The organism is Arthrobacter sp. Bz4, assembly GCF_003075455.1.
In the GTDB taxonomy this organism is placed as follows: Bacteria; Actinomycetota; Actinomycetes; order Actinomycetales; family Micrococcaceae; genus Arthrobacter_D.
The window spans coordinates 56,204-77,624 of the sequence record NZ_QDAE01000004.1 but is presented as its reverse complement, the minus strand read 5'-3'; the positions used below and the strand labels follow the sequence as shown (position 1 = coordinate 77,624).

At 65.2% G+C, this 21,421-nt stretch carries 17 protein-coding genes; 9 read left to right on the top strand and 8 right to left on the bottom strand.

What is annotated here, in order from left to right; genetic code table 11:
• Nucleotides 1-132: 132 nt before the first annotated feature.
• The gene (locus DDA93_RS04850; RefSeq protein WP_116778161.1) at nt 133-3,414 is read left to right on the top strand and encodes a DEAD/DEAH box helicase; all 3,282 of its coding nucleotides are present in this window, start codon (nt 133-135) and stop codon (nt 3,412-3,414) included.
• A 10-nt stretch (nt 3,415-3,424) separates the two neighbouring features.
• Complete coding sequence (uvrA, locus tag DDA93_RS04845) at nt 3,425-5,959, top strand: excinuclease ABC subunit UvrA (RefSeq protein ID WP_116778160.1); 2,535 nt, start codon at nt 3,425-3,427, stop codon at nt 5,957-5,959.
• A gap of 23 nt (nt 5,960-5,982) precedes the next feature.
• Here uvrA and DDA93_RS04840 read toward each other — a convergent pair whose 3' ends face one another.
• On the bottom strand, nt 5,983-6,222 hold the full coding sequence (locus DDA93_RS04840; protein WP_024476494.1) for a DUF1508 domain-containing protein: 240 nt from the start codon (nt 6,220-6,222) through the stop codon (nt 5,983-5,985).
• Nucleotides 6,223-6,468: 246 nt separating this feature from the next.
• Here DDA93_RS04840 and DDA93_RS04835 point away from each other — a divergent pair, with 246 nt between their 5' ends.
• Both DDA93_RS04835 and fdhA read left to right on the top strand, forming a co-directional pair.
• Nucleotides 6,469-6,939, top strand: a complete 471-nt coding sequence (locus tag DDA93_RS04835; protein WP_024476495.1) for a DUF4383 domain-containing protein — start codon at nt 6,469-6,471, stop codon at nt 6,937-6,939.
• Nucleotides 6,940-7,116: 177 nt separating this feature from the next.
• The gene (gene fdhA / locus DDA93_RS04830; protein WP_024476496.1) at nt 7,117-8,334 is read left to right on the top strand and encodes a formaldehyde dehydrogenase, glutathione-independent; all 1,218 of its coding nucleotides are present in this window, start codon (nt 7,117-7,119) and stop codon (nt 8,332-8,334) included.
• 81 nt (nt 8,335-8,415) lie between these two features.
• Here the strand turns inward: fdhA and DDA93_RS04825 are convergent, their stop codons facing one another.
• Complete coding sequence (locus DDA93_RS04825; RefSeq protein ID WP_116778159.1) at nt 8,416-8,886, bottom strand: thioesterase family protein; 471 nt, start codon at nt 8,884-8,886, stop codon at nt 8,416-8,418.
• A 271-nt stretch (nt 8,887-9,157) separates the two neighbouring features.
• On the opposite strand from DDA93_RS04825, the gene DDA93_RS04815 reads away from it, so the two are divergent.
• Nucleotides 9,158-9,874 carry a transglycosylase family protein gene (locus DDA93_RS04815; RefSeq protein WP_024476497.1) on the top strand — a complete coding sequence of 239 codons (717 nt, stop codon included), beginning with the start codon at nt 9,158-9,160 and terminating at the stop codon, nt 9,872-9,874.
• 134 nt (nt 9,875-10,008) lie between these two features.
• Here the strand turns inward: DDA93_RS04815 and DDA93_RS04810 are convergent, their stop codons facing one another.
• From DDA93_RS04810 to DDA93_RS04800, 3 genes are all read right to left on the bottom strand, one after another.
• Nucleotides 10,009-12,333 carry a Tex family protein gene (locus tag DDA93_RS04810; protein ID WP_024476264.1) on the bottom strand — a complete coding sequence of 775 codons (2,325 nt, stop codon included), beginning with the start codon at nt 12,331-12,333 and terminating at the stop codon, nt 10,009-10,011.
• Between the two features lie 115 nt (nt 12,334-12,448).
• The gene (locus DDA93_RS04805) at nt 12,449-13,117 is read right to left on the bottom strand and encodes a hypothetical protein (protein WP_024476265.1); all 669 of its coding nucleotides are present in this window, start codon (nt 13,115-13,117) and stop codon (nt 12,449-12,451) included.
• A gap of 125 nt (nt 13,118-13,242) precedes the next feature.
• Nucleotides 13,243-14,268, bottom strand: coding sequence for a hypothetical protein (locus tag DDA93_RS04800; RefSeq protein WP_024476266.1), 1,026 nt, complete (start codon nt 14,266-14,268; stop codon nt 13,243-13,245).
• A gap of 72 nt (nt 14,269-14,340) precedes the next feature.
• On the opposite strand from DDA93_RS04800, the gene DDA93_RS04795 reads away from it, so the two are divergent.
• The 4 genes from DDA93_RS04795 to DDA93_RS04780 all read left to right on the top strand — a co-directional run bounded on the left by DDA93_RS04795 (nt 14,341) and on the right by DDA93_RS04780 (nt 17,857).
• Entirely contained in the window at nt 14,341-14,811 is a 471-nt protein-coding gene (locus DDA93_RS04795; RefSeq protein WP_024476267.1) for an SRPBCC domain-containing protein, read from the top strand.
• Nucleotides 14,812-14,886: 75 nt separating this feature from the next.
• Nucleotides 14,887-16,017, top strand: coding sequence for a type III polyketide synthase (locus tag DDA93_RS04790; protein ID WP_024476268.1), 1,131 nt, complete (start codon nt 14,887-14,889; stop codon nt 16,015-16,017).
• A complete protein-coding gene (locus tag DDA93_RS04785; RefSeq protein ID WP_019483867.1) occupies nt 16,018-16,737 on the top strand; it encodes a class I SAM-dependent methyltransferase in 720 nt (239 codons plus the stop codon).
• Nucleotides 16,730-17,857: an NAD(P)/FAD-dependent oxidoreductase gene (locus tag DDA93_RS04780; protein ID WP_116778157.1), complete on the top strand. Its 1,128-nt coding sequence runs from the start codon at nt 16,730-16,732 to the stop codon at nt 17,855-17,857. The genes DDA93_RS04785 and DDA93_RS04780 overlap by 8 nt, the downstream gene beginning before the upstream one ends.
• 28 nt (nt 17,858-17,885) lie before the next feature.
• Here the strand turns inward: DDA93_RS04780 and DDA93_RS04775 are convergent, their stop codons facing one another.
• The 3 genes from DDA93_RS04775 to DDA93_RS04765 form a co-directional block, all read right to left on the bottom strand.
• A complete protein-coding gene (locus tag DDA93_RS04775) occupies nt 17,886-19,556 on the bottom strand; it encodes a thiamine pyrophosphate-binding protein (protein WP_019483866.1) in 1,671 nt (556 codons plus the stop codon).
• The gene (gene speB, locus DDA93_RS04770) at nt 19,557-20,549 is read right to left on the bottom strand and encodes an agmatinase (protein WP_019483865.1); all 993 of its coding nucleotides are present in this window, start codon (nt 20,547-20,549) and stop codon (nt 19,557-19,559) included. It abuts the gene before it with no gap.
• 180 nt (nt 20,550-20,729) lie between these two features.
• Nucleotides 20,730-21,308 carry a helix-turn-helix domain-containing protein gene (locus tag DDA93_RS04765; protein WP_019483864.1) on the bottom strand — a complete coding sequence of 193 codons (579 nt, stop codon included), beginning with the start codon at nt 21,306-21,308 and terminating at the stop codon, nt 20,730-20,732.
• Nucleotides 21,309-21,421 lie beyond the last annotated feature (113 nt).

Here is a 21,421-nt window from a genome sequence, read left to right as displayed (position 1 = left end):
TCCCCCAAATTTTACGCCCGGGGCGGGCACAAGTCACCGGTTTTCTGACCGCCATCTCATCGCCGCGAGTGCTCTCGAGCTGCCCCTCCCTAGCTCACTCGATCCGTCGGTGGCGCGTGAGAGCATTAATCCATGCCACGGACTAGCTCCCCCATGATCGATGTCACCGACATCATTCGCATGGTGGGCGGCGCCTCGTTCCAGCGCGGGCAAACCTATGCGAAACAGGGTGCGGTCAGCCAGCTCGCCTGGGACCCCTCGGGCAACACCCTCGACGCACGGGTGCAGGGAAACTCCCCCGCCGCCTACCGCACCCGCCTCTTCCTGTCCGAAAAGGGCGACGGGCGGTACCACCTGAGGGACAGCTTCTGCAGCTGCCCCATCAGCCTCGACTGCAAACACGTGGCCGCCACGGCGCTGCAAAGCAACACCGAGCACCTGCTCTCCCGGCAGGAACTCACTACCCCCATCCGAAAGGCGGAGCAGGTCGGCTGGCAAAATTCGTTATCCGGGCTGATCACTCCAACGCCCGACGACGGCGTCACCACCCCGACGCCGCCCACCCCACTCGCACTGCAGTTTGAGCTCCGCGCCGCCGCAAGCCCGCAGCACGGCTGGGGGTCACCCCGATCATCGCGGAAGGCAGCCACACCACGGCTCGGGGTACGCCCGGTGGTCCGCAACAGCAAGGGCAACTGGGTCAAAAACAACCTCTCCTGGGGCAGCATCAGCTACCAGACCTACGGCGTCCTCCTCGACCCCGACCAGCACCGCTGGTTTTCCCAGTTCCCCTCCCTCCACCGCGGAACCGGGGTCAGCTACTTCGGCAACAACGATTCCTGGCTCTACCTTGAGGACTTCAGCAACCCGCTGCTGTGGCAGTTGTTGCGCGAAGCACAGCGCCTCGGCGTCGAGTTTGTCGGCTCCACCAAGGGCGTCTCAGTGGTCCTGGCGGGCACCGCCAGCCTGAAACTCGATGCGACCTCCACCCCGGAGGACCAGTTGCAGCTGTGCCCGGTGCTGGAAATCGACGGCCATCAGCACCCAGCGGACACTGCCCGACCGATCAGCACCCACGGCATCTACACGGTGCAGCCAGGCAGCCCCACCCAGAGCACTGTCATTACGCTGGCCCCAACCTCCAAACGGCTCACCGATCACGACATCGGGTTGCTGTTGCAGACGGCCCCGGTGGTCGTCCCAGCCGGGGAAAAGCCACTGTTCCTCGACAGTTTCTATCCGCGGCTGCGCCAGGCCATTGAGGTGATCAGCAGTGACGGGTCGGTGACGTTCCCTGACATCGCCCCTCCCCTGCTGATCCTGACCGCCCGTTACACGTCCGGCGACCGGCTGGAGCTGACCTGGGACTGGGAGTATCGGCTCGGCGATGACGCCACGCGCAAGCCGCTGCGACCGGAACCCGGCGCGCAGGACTATCGGGACGCGTCCGCCGAAGCGGAGATCAGCCGCACCGCGCGTGCCCACCTCGGAACCACCCCGCTCCAGGCGCTCACCCTCGAGGACATGGCTGCCGTCGAGTTCACCGAAGACACCCTGCCCAGGCTCCAGGAACTGGCTGGCGTCAGGGTTGACGTGATCGGCGAGCAACCCACCTACGAGGAACTGACCGAGCCGGCCCAGCTGACCATCACCACAGTCGAAACCGACAACCGCGACTGGTTTGACCTCGGCGTACTCGTGACAGTGCAGGGGCGCAAGATCCCCTTCGACCACATTTTCCGGGCCCTCGCGCAGGGGAAAAAGAAGATCAAGCTGGTGGACAACAGTTACCTGTCCATGGACCAGCCCGTCTTCGAGCAGCTCCGCGAGCTGATCGAAGAGGCCCGCGCGCTCAACGAGTGGGAGCCCGGCCTGAAGATCAGCCGGTATCAGGCGGGGCTATGGGCCGAGTTCGAGGACCTGGCCGAGGAAACCGAGGAGGCTCAGGGCTGGCGGAGCGCTGTCGCAGGGCTGAACGACCTGCAGGAAATCACCCCCACTTCCCTGCCGGCCACCCTGGTCGCCACGCTCCGCCCGTACCAGCAGGACGGCTTCAACTGGCTGGCGTTCCTCTACCGCCACGGGCTCGGCGGGGTCCTGGGCGACGACATGGGCCTCGGCAAGACCCTGCAAACCCTCGCACTGCTCACCCATGCCAAAGAAACCGGCGAAACCAAACCCTTCCTCGTCGTCGCACCCACCTCCGTGGTCCCCAATTGGGTTTCCGAGGCCCAGCGCTTCGCCCCTGGCCTCGCCGTCGTCGGGGTCACCGACACCCAGGCGAAAAGCGGCAGCGATCTGGCGGCCCTGACGGCGGGGGCCGACGTCGTCGTCACCTCCTACACCCTGTTCAGGCTCGACTTCGAGGGCTACCAGGCACCGGAATGGGCGGGCCTGATCCTCGACGAGGCGCAATTCGTGAAGAACCGTACCGCCAAGGTGCACCTGTGCGCCAAGGAATTCTCGGCGCCGTTCAAGCTCGCCATTACCGGCACGCCGATGGAGAACAACCTGATGGAGCTGTGGTCGCTGTTCTCCATCACCGCGCCGGGCCTGTTCCCGTCGGCCCGCCGGTTCACCGAGGACTACCGCAACCCGATCGAGAAGTCCGGCAACACCGAACGCCTCGCCCGCCTGCGCCGAAGGATCAGGCCGCTGCTGATGCGGCGCACCAAGGAGGCTGTCGCCTCTGACCTGCCCCCTAAACAGGAGCAGGTCCTGGAGGTTGAGCTGCATCCCCGGCACCGGAAGATCTACCAGACCCACCTGCAGCGCGAACGCCAAAAACTGCTCGGCCTGATCGAGGACCTGGACCGCAACCGGATGATCGTCTTCAGGTCCCTCACCCTGCTGCGGATGCTGAGCCTGGACGCCTCGCTGGTGGATCAGGCGTACGACGGCGTCCCGTCGGCGAAGCTCGACGTCCTGTTCGAACAGCTCGAGGATGTGGTGGCCGAGGGGCACCGGGCCCTGGTGTTCAGCCAGTTCACCTCGTTCCTGAAAAAAGCCGCCGAGCGGCTAACTGCCCAGGGGATCGAGTACAGCTACCTCGACGGGTCCACCCTGCGCCGCGGGGACGTGATCAACAAGTTCAAGGACGGCCGGGCGCCGGTGTTCCTGATCAGCCTCAAGGCCGGCGGGTTCGGCCTGAACCTCACCGAAGCCGACTATGTGTTCCTCCTCGACCCGTGGTGGAATCCCGCCACCGAAGCGCAGGCCGTCGACCGCACCCACCGCATCGGCCAGACCCGCAACGTCATGGTCTACCGGATGGTGGCCACCGGGACCATCGAGGAAAAGGTGATGAAGCTCAAGGAACAGAAGGCCAAACTGTTCAGTTCGGTGCTCGATGATGACGCCGTCTTCAGCTCAGCCCTGACCGCCGACGACATCCGGGGCCTGTTGGAGGGCTAAAGTCGAAGGGGTGAGTCAACAACTATCAGCCGACCTGCCCGCAGCCACCCCCACCACCGGATTTGTCCAGGTGCGCGGAGCTCGGGAAAACAATCTCCGCAACGTGAGTGTCGACGTGCCACGGGATGCAATTGTCGCCTTCACCGGTGTCTCCGGCTCGGGAAAATCCTCACTCGCCTTCGGCACCATCTACGCCGAAGCGCAGCGCCGGTTCTTCGAATCCGTCGCCCCCTACGCGCGTCGTCTGATCCAGCAGGGTTCCAACCCGCGGGTCGACGAAATCACCGGTCTGCCGCCCGCCGTCGCCCTCCAGCAACGCCGCGGCACACCCAGCTCCCGCTCGACGGTGGGCACCGTCACCACCCTGTCCAACTCGGTGCGGATGCTTTTCTCCCGGGCGGGCACCTACCCTGAGGGCGCCGAGTCGCTGGACTCCGATTCCTTCTCCCCCAACACCGCCGCCGGCGCCTGCCCACAGTGCCACGGACTGGGCATCGCCCACACCGTCAGCGAGGAATCCCTGGTTCCGGACACGTCCCTGACCATTCGCGACGGCGCCATCGCCGCCTGGCCGGGAGCCTGGCAGGGCAAAAACCTTCGCGACGTCCTGGGCGAACTTGGTCACGACATCGACACCCCGTGGCACCAGCTCCCGAAGGAATCTCGTGACTGGATCCTTTTCACCGAAGAGCAGCCGGTTGTCCAGGTCACCCCCCAGCGGGACCGGGTCGCCAAGCCCTATAAGGGCCGCTTCTGGAGCGCGAAGAGCTATGTGCTCCACACGCTCGCCGACTCCTCCAGCCAGTCGATGAGGGAACGTGTCCTCCAATTCATGCACAGCGGCCCCTGCCCGCTGTGCGAGGGCAGCGGCCTGCAACAGGCCGCGCTCGCCGTGACCTTCGCCGGGTACTCGATCGCCGAGCTCACCGCTGTCCCCCTGGCCGAGCTCGCGGCGATCGTTGAACCCACCGCCACCCTGCAGCACGCGGGATCCAGCTCACGCGCCCTGAGCTCCGGTGAAACCACGGAGGTTGCCGTCACCCTGACCAAGGACCTGCACCAGCGCGTCAGCGTGCTGCTGGACCTGGGGCTGGGCTACCTCAGTCTCCGCCGACCCACCCCCACCCTGTCCCCCGGTGAGATGCAGCGGTTGCGGATCGCAACCCAGCTCCGTTCCGGCCTGTTCGGTGTGATCTACGTCCTCGACGAGCCCTCGGCCGGTCTGCATCCCGCCGACGCGGAACCGCTGCTGGAGGTGCTGCAGCAGCTCAAGTCCTCGGGTAACTCGGTGTTCGTGGTGGAACACGACATGGACGTGGTCCGCAGCGCGGACTGGGTGGTCGATGTGGGACCCAAAGCCGGCGAAGCTGGCGGCGCAGTCCTCTACAGCGGTGCTGTGGCGGGACTGGCCGACGTCGAAGCCTCAGTCACCCGCCCGTTCCTCTTCCCGGAACAAGCGCCACCCGCCGCCCCTGCATCACTGCGGGAACCCAGCCGCTGGCTCACGCTCAGCGACATCACCCGGCACAACCTCCGCGGCCTTGACGCGGCCATACCCCTCAACGTGCTGACCGCCGTTACCGGTGTCTCCGGCTCCGGCAAGTCCACGCTGGTCTCCCAGGTGCTTGCCGACGTCGTCAACGATTACCTGCGGGCGGGCGCCCCGGCGGAGGATTCCGACGACGACGGCAGCGGCCGCGACTGCGCACCCGGGGACCACATGACCGTGGGCCATGTGGAAGGCCTCGACCTGATCGACCGGCTGGTCCGGGTGGATCAGCGCCCGATCGGCAGGACCCCCCGGTCCAACCTCGCCACCTACACGGGCCTGTTTGACACCGTGCGCAAGCTGTACGCCGCCACCGACGAAGCCAAAGCCCGCGGGTACGGAGCCGGCCGATTCTCCTTCAATGTGACCGGCGGCCGTTGCGAGACGTGTCTCGGCGAGGGATTCGTCTCGGTCGAGCTTTTGTTCCTGCCAGGCAGTTACGGGCCGTGCCCCACCTGCGACGGAGCGCGCTACAATCCGGAGACCCTTGAGATCACCTATCAGGGCCGGACCATCGCCGATGTCCTCGGACTTACCGTCGACGCCGCCGCGGAATTCCTCGCCGACGTTCCGGCCGCTGCACGCAGCCTCACCACGCTCCGCCAGGTGGGGTTGGGCTATCTGCGGCTCGGCCAGCCAGCCACCGAGCTCTCCGGCGGTGAGGCGCAACGTATCAAGCTCGCCACCGAGCTGCAACGCGCCCGCCGCGGCCACACCCTGTATCTCCTGGATGAGCCCACCACCGGGTTACACCCGTCGGACGTGCAACTGCTGCTCGCGCAGCTGAACAACCTGGTCGACGCCGGCAACACCGTCGTCGTCGTCGAACACGACATGTCGGTGATCGCCGCGGCGGACTGGGTGCTGGACCTGGGTCCTTCCGGCGGCGACGACGGCGGCCGGATCGTGGCCGAAGGGACGCCGTCGTCGGTCGCTGACAGCACTGTCAGCCGAACCGCGCCCTACCTGACGCGGAGACTCAACACCGCCGACTGAGGACGTTCAACCACCTAACCTGGTCAGCGGCGCTGCCCGCTGATGGCCTGTTTTCCCGCCGCATTCGCGCTGGGGTGGTAACTGTGGCTCTGATCGGCGACCGGGCCGGTGCCGGCAATTTCACGCATTTCTTCGATGCCTGCGACCGCTTCGGGTTTCGTCTGGTAGTAGGTGGAAACAGCCACCAGCGCGCCGTCTCCTGCCATGAGTTTGATCCGGTACCCGCCGTCGTGCGCATCCACTATTTTGAAGTAGCCTGACACTTTCTTACCTCCTTGTAAGGAATGTCTGAACGGTACCTACATACTAAGCATCCTTAGGTCCAATGGGTACGGTCCGGGAGGATATTTTCGCGGTATTTTCAGGTCTTTCGTCCTATCCGGCTTCCTCTACCAGCGGTAAAATAGAAGTGCTGGCACGGTAGTCACACCACTGCCAGCGGCCCTGTAAAAGCCCGGCGAATAGGTTCCAATTTCATCAGGTTCTTTTCTCGATCCAAGGGAGGGGAAATGACTACAGCATCACACCATGCACGTGACTTTCACGTGACCCATGAGCTTGTTCGCGCTGGCTCAATGGGAATGGGAGTAGTCTTTCTGCTTTTGGGCGTTCTGGCCTTTGTGCCAGGACTGACGACACAGTATGGTTCGCTGGCCTTGGCTAGCGGCTCGGAGGCGCTGCTCTTCGGCGTCTTCCAGGTGTCCATCCTGCTCAACCTCGTCTATCTGGTTGTCGGAGCAGCCGGGATCATCATGAGCAGGGACAGCTTCGGTGCCCGCAATTTCCTGCTGGGCAGCGGTGCCCTGTTTTTGATCATGTGGATCTACGGGGTGGTCATCGATCTCAACTCGACGGCCAACTTCCTGTCCTTCAATGCGGCGGGTAACTGGATGCACCTGGTTCTCGCGTTGGTCGCGGGCGCCGTAGCTATTGTGCATATCGCCCGGACCCGTGGAGGTGGCCAATCAACCAATACCTAATCAGCGGCCTACGGCCCAGATCATAAATGTTGCCTTGCACCGACCCTGTTGGTGCAAGGCAATCTGGTTTAAGGCGATTGCAACCTACTTGCAACCTTGGTGCAACCCAGATCACGATACGTTCACTATGAGCCCGGTCACCGACGACAGGGCTGTTCGGAAACGGAAGGGAAGCTCATGCCTGGAAACAAAGCCGTTGCTTACAAAGGACCCGGGAAAGTGGAGGTCATCGATATTGACTATCCCACCTTCGAGCTAAAAGATGGACCAGGAGTGAACCCGGCCAATGTGGGCCGTCAGGTGCACCACGGTGTCATCCTCAAGACTGTCACTACGAATATTTGCGGCTCCGACCAGCACATGGTCCGGGGCCGTACTACTGCCCCCTCCGATCTGGTGCTGGGCCATGAGATCACCGGCGAAGTCGTTGAGGTAGGCCGCGACGTCGAATTCATCAAGGTGGGCGACATCTGTTCGGTGCCCTTCAACATTGCCTGCGGACGCTGCCGAAACTGCAAGGAACGCAAGACGGGTATCTGCCTGAATGTGAACCCCGACCGCCCGGGAAGTGCCTACGGGTACGTGGACATGGGCGGCTGGGTGGGAGGCCAGGCGGAGTACGTCCTGGTGCCCTACGCCGACTGGAATCTACTCAAATTCCCGGACCGGGATCAGGCCTTGGAGAAAATCCTGGACCTGACCATGCTCTCGGACATTTTCCCCACGGGATTCCACGGCGCGGTCTCCGCGGGGGTGGGCGTTGGCTCCACGGTCTATGTTGCTGGTGCGGGCCCTGTTGGCCTTGCAGCAGCTGTATCGGCGCAGCTGCTCGGAGCCGCTGTGGTGATCGTCGGCGACCTCAACGAGGAACGCCTGGCGCAGGCTCGCAGTTTCGGCTGCGAGACCGTGGACGTATCCAAGGGCGATCCGAAGGATCAAATCGAGCAACTGATCGGTGTGCCCGAGGTGGACTGTGGTGTGGATGCGGTGGGCTTCGAGGCGCGCGGCCACGGGTCTGATGCATCCCACGAGGCGCCTGCCACGGTGCTCAACTCGCTGATGAGCCTCACCGCTGCTGGCGGCGCACTGGGCATCCCTGGCCTGTATGTGACGGGTGACCCGGGAGCCGTGGACGACGCCGCGAAGGTCGGGTCCCTGTCCATCAGCCTCGGAACTGGCTGGGCCAAGTCCCTGTCCTTCACCACCGGCCAGTGTCCGGTGATGAAGTACAACCGGGGCCTCATGATGGCGATCCTGCATGACAAGGTGCAGATTGCCAAGGCGGTGAACGCCAAGGCGATCGGTCTGACTGACGCACCTCGCGGCTATCAGGAGTTCGACGCCGGTGCCGCCACCAAGTACGTGCTCGATCCTCACGGGTACGTGGCTTCGTAAGACGCATCTGGGCTGCGGGCGCCACTTCTGGTGCCCGCAGCCTTGCGTGTCAGGTGCCAGCGGCCGGGTTTGTCAGGGGAGTCAGGGGAACAGCGAAGCGCCTCTGTACGGCGTCAGGGCGTCCTTCTGCTCCTCGCTGAGCCGTAGGACGCTCCCTGAGTTCGTGTCGACAAAGGCGAGGATCGTTTCCGCCTTTACACAGGCCACCCCGGTGAGGGGGTCCAGGACCAGGTAGGAGAGGGTGAAACTGGCCGGTTTGAGGGCACTCACCCAGACATCGATCCGCGCCGGAACGTTGCGGTAATCGAGGGTGTCCACAAACCTGACCCGGTGCTCGACCACGAGCGCCTGGATGCCCGGATTGACCGAGGAAAACAGTGCAACCGGAGGCTGGTCACCCTCGGCTCCCGTCCCGCCGGGAGCCCCGAAAGCGTGGATTCTCGCTTCCTCCAGAAGCCGTAGTACCTGTACATTGTTGATGTGCCCGTAGGCGTCCATATCGGACCACCGCATCGGCACCAAACAGGTCAGTGTTTGACCACCCAAAACCATCCCTTTTCCCACCCTCTCGTCAAGCATCGCCATGTCTCGATTTGGCAACGATTGGAATCTGTTCTACCGTAGACGATAACCCGTTCAGGGAAACAACCGGCTGCCCAGTTCTTCGAACAGCAGCTTGATATGCCCGGTGCTGCCAATCCACCCGACGTTGCTCGTCCGGCAGCCACCAAAGACCTGACCACTAAAACAGTCGAGGCGAGCAGCGGCGCAAAAATGTCCGGGGACGGAACTAGCGTTGGTGGCCTTTCGGAGCATCAGACCCATGAAGAACCAAAAATTCAGCACTAACGCGCGCCGCGGCGTAGCAGTCATCGCTCTTGCCGGCCTCGGCCTGGGAGCATCAGCTGGAGTGGCGAACGCAGCCCCCGGCAGCACCTGGGACGCCCTCGCACAGTGCGAGAGTGGCGGAGACTGGGGCATCAACACCGGAAACGGCTTCTCCGGCGGCCTCCAGTTCACCCCCTCCACCTGGGCAGGATTCGGCGGACAGGGCGCCCCTCAGGACGCCAGCCGCGAGCAGCAGATTGCCGTAGCAGAGAACGTTCTGCAGGGTCAGGGCTGGGGTGCGTGGCCAGCGTGCTCGGCCAAGCTCGGCTTGAGCGGTGGAGCGAACCCATCGGCACAGCCAATGCAGCAGGCACCTGTTGCACAGGCACCAGTCCAGGCGCAGGCTGAGCAGATCCAGCCTCAGGTTGCCCCAGCACCGGTTGCTCAGGCTCCCGTAGTCCAGGCTCCCGTAACTCAGGCACCCGTAACTCAGGCACCAGTTGCTCAGGCTCCTGTGGCGGCGGCTCCCGTTGCAGCTCCCGCACTCAGCGGCGACACCTACACCATCGAGTCAGGCGACACCCTCAGCACCATCGCCGCCAAGCTGGGCGTTGTTGGTGGCTGGCAGGCACTGTACGAAGCCAACGCCGACACCATCATTCACGCTGACCTCATCTTCACCGGTGATGTGCTGCAGCTCCCGGCCTCATAGCCTCACGCTGTAAACAACTGCACAACGACGACGGCGGCCGCCCGGGTTTTCCTGGCCGGCCGCCGTCGTCGTTGTACGTTGAGGGTCGTCGTTGTGCGTTGGGGGTCGTCGTTGTGCGTTGAGGGTCCGGGGCGCTAGGCCAGGCCCGCCTTCTTCAGCGCATCGGCCATCGCGGAGTTGGCGGGCGGCGCAGGGGTACGCGCTGCGGGTGGCTTTGCCGCACGCGGCTTGACCGCTCCCCTATCCGGCCGAGGTTTTTCCGGTCGGCTGCTTTGGGGTCCCCCGCCCGGCTCGTCGTCAAGGCGCAGTGTCAAGGCAATCCGTTTGCGCTCCGGGTCGGCCTCCAGCACCTTAACCTTGACGACCTGCCCCGACTTCACCACCTCGTGCGGGTCGCTGATGAAACGGTTCGCCATGGCCGAGATGTGGACCAACCCGTCCTGATGCACTCCGACGTCGACGAATGCACCGAAGGCTGCAACATTGGTCACCACTCCGTCGAGGGTCATGCCGGGTTTGAGGTCGGATATCTTCTCGACTCCCTCGGAGAAGGAGGCAGTCACAAATTCGGGCCGCGGATCCCGTCCGGGTTTCTCCAGCTCCGCAACGATGTCCTTGATAGTGGGAAGCCCGAAGGTGTCGTCCACGAAAGCCGTCAGGTCCAGTTCCCGCAGCGCGGTGCCGCCCTGGCTGAGAATCTTCCGCGCCACACCGTAGGCTTCCGGGTGGACGCTTGAGGCGTCGAGGGGCTCCGAGCCGCCCGAGACCCGCAGGAAGCCTGCGCATTGCTCGTAGGCCTTGGCCCCGAGCCGTGGCACCTTCAGGAGATCCGCGCGCCGGGTGAAGCGGCCGTTGGCGTCGCGGTGGGCCACAATGTTTTCGCTGAGCAGCGGTCCAACGCCAGCCACTCGGCTGAGGAGCGACGGTGAGGCAGTGTTCACGTCCACTCCCACCGCGTTGACGCAGTCTTCGATGACCGCGTTCAGGGACCGCTCCAGGTTGGCTGCTGTCACGTCGTGCTGGTACTGGCCCACACCAATGGATTTGGGGTCGATTTTCACCAGTTCGGCGAGGGGGTCCTGCAGGCGGCGCGCAATTGACACCGCACCCCGCAGGGACACATCAAGGTCCGGCAGCTCGGCCGAGGCCAAGGCCGACGCCGAGTACACCGACGCACCGGCCTCGGACACCACCAGTTTCTGCAGCTTCCGCTCGGGCATTCGCTTGATCAACTCGGTGGAGAGCTTGTCAGTTTCCCGTGAAGCGGTTCCGTTGCCGATCGCGATGAGTTCGACGTCGTGGTCAGTGACCAGTTTCGCGAGTGACGCGAGCGCAGCATCCCACTTCTTCAGGGGAGCGTGCGGGTACACGGTATCGGTGGCAACAGCCTTGCCGGTGCCGTCGACCACCGCCACCTTGACGCCGGTGCGGAGCCCCGGGTCAAGCCCCAGCGTGGTCCTACCGCCGGCTGGCGCCGCGAGGAGGACGTCCCTGAGATTGGCGGCGAAGACCCGCACCGCCTCGGTCTCAGCGGCAGCGAACAGGCGCACTCGGAGGTCCAGCGATAGTTTGGCCAGAATCCGGCGCCACGATTGCTGGACCGTCTGGGCGAGCCAGGCATCTGCCGGGCGGCCGGCAGGGGCAATTCCCAGCACCGCCGCCACCGAGTTTTCGTACCGGGTGCGCGCCTTGGCGAACTCTTCAGCGTCTGCCGGGTCTCCCTCGGCGATGGCCAACTCCAGCACGCCCTCTTTCTCGCCGCGGAACAGGGCGAGGACGCGATGCGAGGGCATGGTGGACGGGGCCTGGGCGAACTGGAAATAGTCGGCAAATTTCTGGCCCTCGGCTTCCTTACCGGCCCGGACCTTCGACCGCATGAGGCCTTGTTTCCAGAGTCTCTCCCTGGCCGAGGTCAGCAGGTCAGCGTCCTGGCCGGCGCGTTCCACCAGGATCGACCGGGCGCCGGCCAGCGCTTCCTCAGCATCGGGAACATCGCCGGTGACGTACCTGGCCGCCTCGGCCGCGGGGTCCAGGGACGGGTTCCTCACCAGCGCGTCAGCAAGCGGTTCCAGCCCCGCCTCCCGGGCAATCTGTGCCTTGGTCCGTCGTTTGGTCTTGAAGGGCAGGTAGATGTCCTCGAGGCGGGATTTGGTATCGGCGCCCGCAATAGCGGCACGCAACTGATCGGTGAGCTTCCCCTGCGCCTCGATCGAGTCGAGGATGGCCCGACGGCGGTCCTGCAGTTCGCGCAGGTACCTCAGCCGCTCGTCGAGGGTCCGGAGTTGGGTGTCGTCGAGTGAACCGGTGGCCTCCTTGCGGTATCGGGCCACGAAAGGGACAGTCGAACCGGCGTCGAGGAGGTCCACCGCGGCCTTCACCTGCCAGGCACGGACTCCGAGTTCGTCGGCGAGGAGGTCAAAGATGGTGGCGTCAGAAGTCAGATGTGGCACGTGAGCCATTGTCGCCTACGGTGGGGGCTGCGTTCCAACCGGCGCGGAGTTCCCGCCCTGAAACAGTGGTGCTACCCTCCGAGGACTCGCGGCATCTGCGCCGCGAACTCTTCCCAGCTATCGGCTAGGCGCAGGAATCCTGGTCCATGGTGATGACCAGCGGATGCTTGCCGGTAAACGATCCGTCTGCCGTGGAGTAGTCAATCTCGACGTACTCGGAGGTCCCCCTGTCGGCGTCGTCGTCGAGGGAAACCGAGACCACCACGTTGAGATACTCCAGGGTGGAGATCTCGTAGCCGACAGCGGGGACGGGTTCAGTGAAGAACACATTCTGGGGCATATCCCCCATGTCGGCCATGTCGCCTGAGCCGTGCGCCTCGGTGTGCTCATCGCCGCCGCCCATGACCGTCCCGTCCTCCATGCCATGGGTCCCGTGACCGCCCCGATTGGCTGGCGTGACTTCCGCGGAGTTCAGGGTGACGCCGGAGGGCGAACCGAGGCTGACGTCGTCGATCGTGAACGATTCGAGCGTCTCGTTGTGGATCAGGACCGTGTATTCCTGGTAGCCGAGTGCAGGCTGGACCGAGCAGAGCTTGGCACCGTTGACGCCGAGTTGGAGCGGATCCTCGCCGAGCGATGCCGCAATGACTTCGGTCTCGGAAGCGTCCGCGACCGCCTGTTCCGGCGGCGCACCATTGACGTTCAACGGGTTCTCTTCCATGCCGCCGCACCCGGAGATCAGGCCGACGGCGAGCACTGAGCTGCCCAGGATCGTTGCGGTTCTGCTTGCCATGGGTCCTCATGCTCTCGGGTTTTAGTGCCACCGGACGCGGCCGAGACTCCGGCCTGCGCTTATCTGTTCTTCGTATCCGGTGGCGGTGCGGTTTGGTGAGCCACGCAACATCTCCCGCCAAGCCCCTACTCGTACAGCACGTAATCCGGTTTGGGCTGCAATCCGAGGACCTCCGGTGGCAGCATCAGCGGGCCGTGAACGGTGTCTTCTTCGAAGAAGAGTTTGAAGCCGGGATTCACTGTCGGCGGGAGTTCCAGCATCAACTGGTTGTAGGTCTCAATTTTCGCGCCGGGCGCACCGATCCCGTCGACACTCTTGATCACCTCGACGCCGTCGTATTCACCCACCGCACCCTCGTTGGTCACCACCGACGGGGCAACCTGGTGGAACACCAGCGCCTTCTGGGGCAACTGGTGCTCGGCCACCAGGTCATCGAGGTACCCGGCGATCCGATCAATTTCCTCCCCTGACGTCTGCCCATAGGACTGACCCGGAAGCTGTTCCCCGGAGATATCCCATTCCGGGTCCAGCGCAAGTCCCACATCGGGTTCCAGGAGCCACTTTTTGAGTCGTTCAACTTCTGCAGTCATGGTGGAGCGTCCCGGCTGGACATTGAGCAGCAGCAGCGCGTCGTGCCGCCGGGCCGCCGCCAGGTAGGACTCGATGAACTCGTCCGAGGCTGGGGCGCGGTAGAGCCCGTCCGCCCCGGGAGAAGCCTGCACGACGACGGTGATCAGTTCCAGCACCGGCAGGATGCTGCGTCCGTCGGCGTACTGCTCACCAAGAAGTTCCATCTCCTCGACCCGCTCGTCAATATCACCGATCCCCAGCCGGCCCATCCCCTCGGACGTCGGATGGCCGCTGAACCCGACCAGCCGGTAGTCAGGGAACAGGTCGGTGCCGCCGCGGGGCAGTTCGAGCGGTTCGGGTTCGACGACGGCGGTTGGCTCGACGCTTGGCGCCATGCTGGGGTCGACGGCGATCGACTCGCCCGCAGCTGGAGCCGTCGTCGTCGTTGGCGTCGCTGCATTTCCGGCCGCACCACCGGACGCACCACCGACCGCGCAGCCGGTGAGCAGAAGACACAGGGACAGCAGAATTGGCACCCCGGCATCCCTGATCGGGTGGTCGAAGGGATTGGTGTGGTGCATGTCATTCCTAGGCGAGAGTGTTGGTCAGTCTTTGCGCCCTAAACGGTACAGGCGCTGGGCTACGCTGAACCCATGACTGAGCCAGCGTTCGTGCACGACACCGAGATTTCCACCTCCCCGCTCCGGCTGTGGGAAGCTCTGACCGAGGGTGCCGTGACGCGTCGTTACTGGTCCGGACGCCGGGTGGAGTCCACCTGGGTGCCGGGCTCCCCCATCCGCTTCTATGAGAGCAGTTCGGAGACAATCACCCACCACGGGGTGGTGCTGGAGGTAGACGAGCCGAAGCGGTTGTCATACACGCTCCGCGAAGTACCAGCCGGCGAGGATGGGCACACCGACCCTCAGGACGATGCTGCGTCCCGCATCACGATTGACGTTGAACAGGTGGCCGGCGGCGGGGTGCGGTTCCGCCTCGTGCAGGACCGGCTTGCGGAGGCGGCGGAGCTGGCAGCCGTGGGCAAAAGCTGGGCTCCCATTCTGACGAACCTCCAGGCGCTCCTGGAGAATGACAACGCCCAGTATCCGGCCCCGGGCAACCAGTAGGGATTTCGGGCTCGTCCGGTCGAGCCACGGCGGGCGCTCATTGTATTTACCGGCACCCGTCCCTAAGAATGAACTATGACAGTAATCATGAGGTCCCTAGAAACCGCAGTTCCTGAGACCGTTATGGTGCAGTCGGATGTGAGGGACGTCTTCGCTGCGCAGCCGGGACTGAACCGGCTCGGGACGCGTCTGGTCGGCGCGGCCTTCGACTCCTCGGGAATCAACACCCGGTACACCGCGGTGAAGGAAATGACCCTGGACGCCCCGTCCGAGAACCCGGTCTTCTTCGATTCCGCTGAACGGCGCATCCTGTCCCCCAGCACCAAGGTGCGCAATGAGGTGTACGCGGAAGAGGGCACCAAGCTGTTCGTCGAGGCAGCCGACAAGGCCCTGACAGCCGCCGAGGGCATTGAACCGGCTGATGTCACGCACGTCATCACCGTCTCCTGCACCGGCTTTTTCAACCCCGGACCGGATTACAAGGTGGTTCGCGCGCTCGGGCTGAGCCCGGCCGTGCAGCGCTACCACCTCGGCTTCATGGGCTGCTACGCCGCCTTCCCCGCCCTGCGGGCCGCCAAGTCCTTTTGTGAGGCCGAGCCGGACGCAGTCGTCCTGGTGGTCGCAGCCGAACTGTGCTCCCTGCACGTCAGGTCTTCCAACAACCCTGACACCATTGTTGGGTCGTCGCTGTTCGCCGACGGCGCGGCAGCGGCAGTGATCAGTGCACGGGAATACGAGGCCACCGCGCCCGCCCTGAGCCTGGATTTCTTCGAGACGGTCCTGACACCCGTCGGCGAGGAGTCAATGGCGTGGAACATCGGGGACGAAGGGTTCGAGATGGTGCTCGGCACCTACGTGCCCCACATCATCGATGAGCATATTGTGGGGGCGCTGGAGCCGTTGCTGGCCCGCGACGAAACCCTCGCCGACAAGCAGTACAAGGACATTGAGCACTGGGCGATCCACCCGGGCGGGCGGAGCATCCTGGACAAGGTGGAGGCCAAACTGGACCTGAAGGAGGACCAGTTGGTGCCGGCGCGGGAAACCCTCCGCGATTACGGCAACATGAGCAGCGCCACCGTGATGTTCGTGTTGAAGCACATTCTGGAGCAGCCCTTTGACGGCGCCGACGAGCGGATCTGCTCAATGGCGTTCGGCCCCGGCCTGACGGTGGAAACCGCACTGTTCACCAAGGTGGGTCCCTGAGTGCAGTTCCCCGCTCTCCGCGAGAACGGTTTCCTCGCGCACCGCGACGCTGATGCGGTGGAGGAGATGGACAAGCCGGATTGCGACCCGGTCCTGCTGGACCGGACCTACTCACAGTTCGGGTTGATCAACGCGACGGTCGCTGGCTGGCGACGCACCTGGTCGGCACAGATCCGCCCCCGACTGTCACCGTCGCGGCCCAGCACCCTGCTCGATATCGGGTCTGGTGGCGGGGACATGCCGCGGGCGTTCGCCCGCTGGGCGGCCCGGGATGGCCTGCAACTCTCGATACTGGGCATCGACCCCGACGACCGGGCGCACGCGTTCGCGACCTCGCAGCCGCCCGTGCTGGGGCTGAAGTTCCGGCGCGCGTTCAGCACCGATCTGGTGGCCGAGGGGCTGAAGTTCGACGTCGTGACGTCCAACCACCTGCTGCACCATCTGGCGCCGGAACAACTGCAGTCGTTGCTGGCCGACTCGGAGCAGCTGAGTAGCGGGATCACCCTGCACAACGACATTGAACGTAGCCGGTTGGGCTACCTCTTGTTTTCCCTCGGCACTCTTCCGCTCCGCCGCTCCCTGATCCGGCAAGACGGGCTGACCTCGATCCGCCGCAGCTATACCGCCGCCGAATTGGCGTCCGTCGCCCCGCCCGGCTGGGAGGTCACAGCGAGGTTCCCCTCCCACAACCTGCTGGTTCACCGGGCGCCCCATGCATGACGTCATCGTCGTGGGCGGCGGTCCGGTGGGCCTCTTCGCGGCAATCCTGCTCCGCCAGGCCGGGCTGGAGGTGCTGGTCCTGGAGCAGCGGACCACCCGGAGCGGCCACTCGCGAGCCATTGGCATCCACCCGCCGGCCCTGGCGTCACTCGCCCAGGCCGGGGTGGCCGATGAGCTGATCAGCCGCGGCGTCAGGATCGGTGCGGGGGTTGCCCGCAGCGCTGGCAGCGACGTGACCCGCCTGTCCTTCGCGGGCCTGGAATGCGACTACCCGTTTGTGCTTGCGGTACCGCAGATCCGGACCGAGCAGGTGCTGGAAACCCGCTTTGCCGCCGTCGCACCCGGTGTGTTCTGCCGGGGCGTGACGGTCACCGCGGTCCATGACATTGGGGCGTCAATGCTGGTGACCACGTCAACCGGTGAGGTGCTGCAGGCGCGGCTCGTCATTGGGGCCGACGGCGGCAAGAGCACCGTGCGGTCCAGCGCCGGGATCCCCGCGTCGCTGCAGCGGTACCCCGACACCTACCTGATGGGCGACTTTGCTGACTCGTCGGCGGACCGGTCGACGGCGGTGCTGTATCTGGAGCCGGGCGGGATTGTCGAGTCCTTCCCGCTACCGGACGGGGTGCGGCGCTGGGTGGTGCGGACGTCCTCGCTGGTCGCCTCGCCGACCCCCGACGTTCTGGCGGGGCTGATTCTTGCCCGCACCGGCGTGCGGGTGGACGTGGACAGCATCTCGATGCTGAGCGCGTTCGACGTGCACCGGCGGCTGGCCCAGCGGCTCGTGTCCGGGCGGACCGTGCTGATTGGGGACGCGGCCCACCAGGTGAGCCCGATCGGCGGGCAGGGGATGAACCTCGGGTGGCTCGATGCCACCGAGCTGGTCCCGATCATCACGGCGTCACTGGTTGACGGTCGCGACGTCGGCCGCGACCTGTCGGCGTTTGACCAGCGACGCCGTCGGGCTGCTGTGACGGCTGCACGCCAGGCTCACCTGAACATGGCGCTCGGGCGCCCCCTGCCGCGGCCGGTGCTGGCGGCCCGGAATACCCTCCTGGGCCGGTGCAACGCGGTGCCGGCCGTCCACGACACTATTGCCCGCACCTTCACCATGCAGTGACACCTCCCCGGGTTCCCCCGTTACCGGACTACAGGTGGGTGGGGGCGAACAGGCGGAGCAGGGTTTCGACCACGACGACGTTGGGCCCCTCCGCGGCGAAACTGTCCTCCAGCGCCTGCCGCACGTCGCCCGGGGCCACCTTGACCGCCGGCACACCGAAGGCTTCGGCGAGCTTCACGAAGTCCGGCCGGGTCAGCTCGGTGGCGGTGGCCTTCCCGAACGCGCCCTCCATGTACTCGCGCAGAATGCCGTAACCGCCGTCGTCGACAATCAGCCACGTGACCGGCAGGTTGTGCTGCTTGGCGGTGGCCAGTTCGGCAATCGAATACATCGACGATCCGTCACCGGAGACCGCCAGGACACGTTCCCCGAGCCCGACGGCGCCACCGATCGCGCCGGGGAAACCGTACCCCAGCCCGCCAGCGCCCTGAGCCGAATGGAACTGCCCATCCTTGGCGTCCCAGCAACTCCACGCCCAGTAGGCGGCGATGGTCATATCCCAGTAGGTCTGCAGTCCGGCCGGCGCGGCGGCGCGGATGTCCGCCATGAACTTGCGTTCCAGTGCGAGGTCCTGCGCATCCAGCCGTCCCTGCACCTTGGCGAGGGTTTCGGCGACCAGCGTGACGGCGTCGTACCCGGCGGTGCGGTCACGGTCCAGCGCGGGCAGCGCCTCATCGAGGGCAGCGAGCGCCTGGCCGGCATCGGCACGGATGCCCAGGGCTGGCCGGTTGGATTCGAGTACCCGGGGTTCGGCGTCGATCTGGATGATGCGCCCCCGCGGTTCGAGCGTGAAGTAGTTGCTGGTCACCTCACCGAGCGAGGATCCGACCACCAGCACCACATCGGCATCCTCAAGAACCTCGGTAACGTAGCGGTCCTCCACCCACGCCTGCAGTGACAGCTCATGCTCCCACGGGAACGCGCCGTTCCCGCCGGGCGAGCACAGCACGGGGGCGCCGAGCTTCTCGGCGATGGACAGCAGCCACGGTTCGGCGTTGCCACGACGGGTTCCGCCGCCAGCCACGATGGCCGGACGCTTGGATTCCGTCAGCCACTTCACTGCCTCGCGGACCAGCTCCACCCGGGGCGGGTTGTCGAAGGGCTCCGCGAGCGCGTCCTCGACCTGCGGCACCATCACCGGGTCGAGCAGCACATTTTGCGGCACCTCGATCCAGACCGGCCCCTGCGGTGAGGAAACGGCTTCGGTCCAGGCGTCCTGAATGGCTGAGGGGATGCCCGAGGCGTGCTGGATCAGCCGCTGGCTCTTGGTGACGTTCGCCGCCGAGGCCTTCTGGTCGTCGAGCTGGTGCAGCATGCCCTTCCGCCGGGCGCCCAGACCCTCCAGCGGGATCTGGCTGGCGATGACCACCATTGGTACGCCGGTGGCGTAGGCCTCCTGCAGGCCTGCAAGCGCGGTCAGCGCGCCCGGCCCGGTCGACAGGAACAGCACTCCCACTTGCCCGGTGGCGCGGGAGAACCCGTCGGCGGCGAATGCCGAGTTGTTCTCCACCCGCGAGGAGACGAAACGCAGCTCCGACCGGGACAGCGCGTCAAACAAACCCAACGCGTGCTGGCCGGGAATGCCGAAAACGGTGGTCGCTCCGAGGGCGCTGAGGGTCTCGACGACGAGGTCCCCACCGTTGCGCTCACCTGTCAGGGGTGCCGGCGGTGCTGTTGCAACACTGTCACTGGTGACCATTTAGCGTTCCTCCGCCGTGGTGTTGGTAGTGGCCTGGTCCGCCATCAGGGACACCAGGTCGTAGGCGACGTGCGATGCCGCGACGCCGGTGATCTCCGCATGGTCGTATGCGGGGGCGACCTCGACGACGTCGGCCCCGATCAGGTTCATGCCGCGCATCCCGCGGAGGATTTCCAGCAGCTCACGGCTGGTGATGCCACCCGCCTCGGGTGTCCCCGTCCCGGGGGCGTGCGCCGGGTCCAGCACGTCGATGTCGATGGAGATGTACAGCGGGCGGTTGCCGATCCGGTCCCTCAGCTTGGCAATCACCTCGTCGACACCCTGTCGGAACACGTCGGAGGAGGTGACAATCCCGAACCCGAACCGACGGTCGTCCTCGAGATCCTTCACCCCGTAGAGCGGGCCGCGGGTGCCCACGTGGGAGATGGCCTCGGTGTCGAGGATGCCCTCCTCTACCGCGCGCCGGAAGGGTGTGCCGTGGGTGTACTCGGCGCCGAAATAGGTGTCCCAGGTGTCGAGGTGCGCATCGAAGTGCAGCATCGCCACGGGTGCGCCGGCGCGTTCGGAGGCAGCCCGCAGCAAGGGCAGCGCAATGGTGTGGTCGCCACCCAGCGTGACCAGCTTGGTGCCGTCGGCGGTCAGATCGAGCGCATTCTGCTGGATGGTTTCGATCGCCTCGTTGATATTGAAGGGATTAACCGCCATGTCGCCGGCGTCGGCCACCTGCACCCGCTCGAACGGAGAAATGTCCAGGGCCGGGTTGTAGGGGCGGAGCAGGCGCGAGGATTCGCGGACGTGGTTGGACCCGAACCTGGCCCCCGGCCGGTAGGACACCCCCGAGTCGAAGGGGACACCGACGACGGCGATGTCGGCCCGGTCCACCTCGTCGAGTCGCGGCAGCCGGGCAAAAGTCGCGGCGCCGGCATAACGGGGAATCCGTGAGGAATCGATGGGGCCAATGTTTCCATTGGCCGTGACGCGCGGCTGTTCCATGGGTACCTCCGGGTTGGGGAAACAGAAGTTGCCATATAAGCATCAACTGTTTTTCATAAGGCTAATTGTGATGCCCGTCTCGGTCAACACTGAAGCCGCCGAAACAGGGTGACAGCTCCCCCTTAAAGGATCCGTAAATTGCGCCCACATCACCGGTCCTCCGGGCCTGCGGTCCGGGTATTATCCGCCGGAAGCCGCGGGGACCAGGGTCCAGAGAACAATCGCTTCCAGATCGGTGGGATTGAACCAGGTGTGGGGTTCACGGCCGGGGAACGTGACGGTGTCCCCGGCCTCCAGTTCATACCGGTCATTCGAGAAGATCAGGACAAATCTGCCGGCAACAACGTGCAGCGTCTCCACCTCGCAGTCAACCGAATACAGTTCGCTCTCGCCTCGCCCATGAGGCTCGATGACCGCGCGGATCATCTGGAGCCGCCGCTCGGAGCGGGCCGTCACCAGGCGTTCGTTAATGCCTTCACCACCGAGGCTGATCCGCGGAGCCTCCGCCAGACGGGTCAGGTGGGTCTCCGGCACCAGGAAGAGGTCACCGATCGAGATGGAAAGGACCTGGCAGAGCGTCACCAGAGAGGCGACCGACGGTGACGTCAGGTCCCGCTCCACGCGGCTCAGGAACCCTTTGGTCAGCCCCGTGGCAGCCGCAACCTGTTCAATGGTCATCCGCTGGGATTGCCGGGCAGCACGGATTCGAGACCCGATGGCTACCGGGGCGTTGCTGGGTTCTACGGGCAGGGCCTTCACTGGCTACCATCTCTCTGCGCAGGACAATCACCCGGGCGGACATCGACTATGAGCATACCGAGGATTCCCCGAGGACCGCCCTGATCACACACTTGACCTGTTAGCAAGGTCAC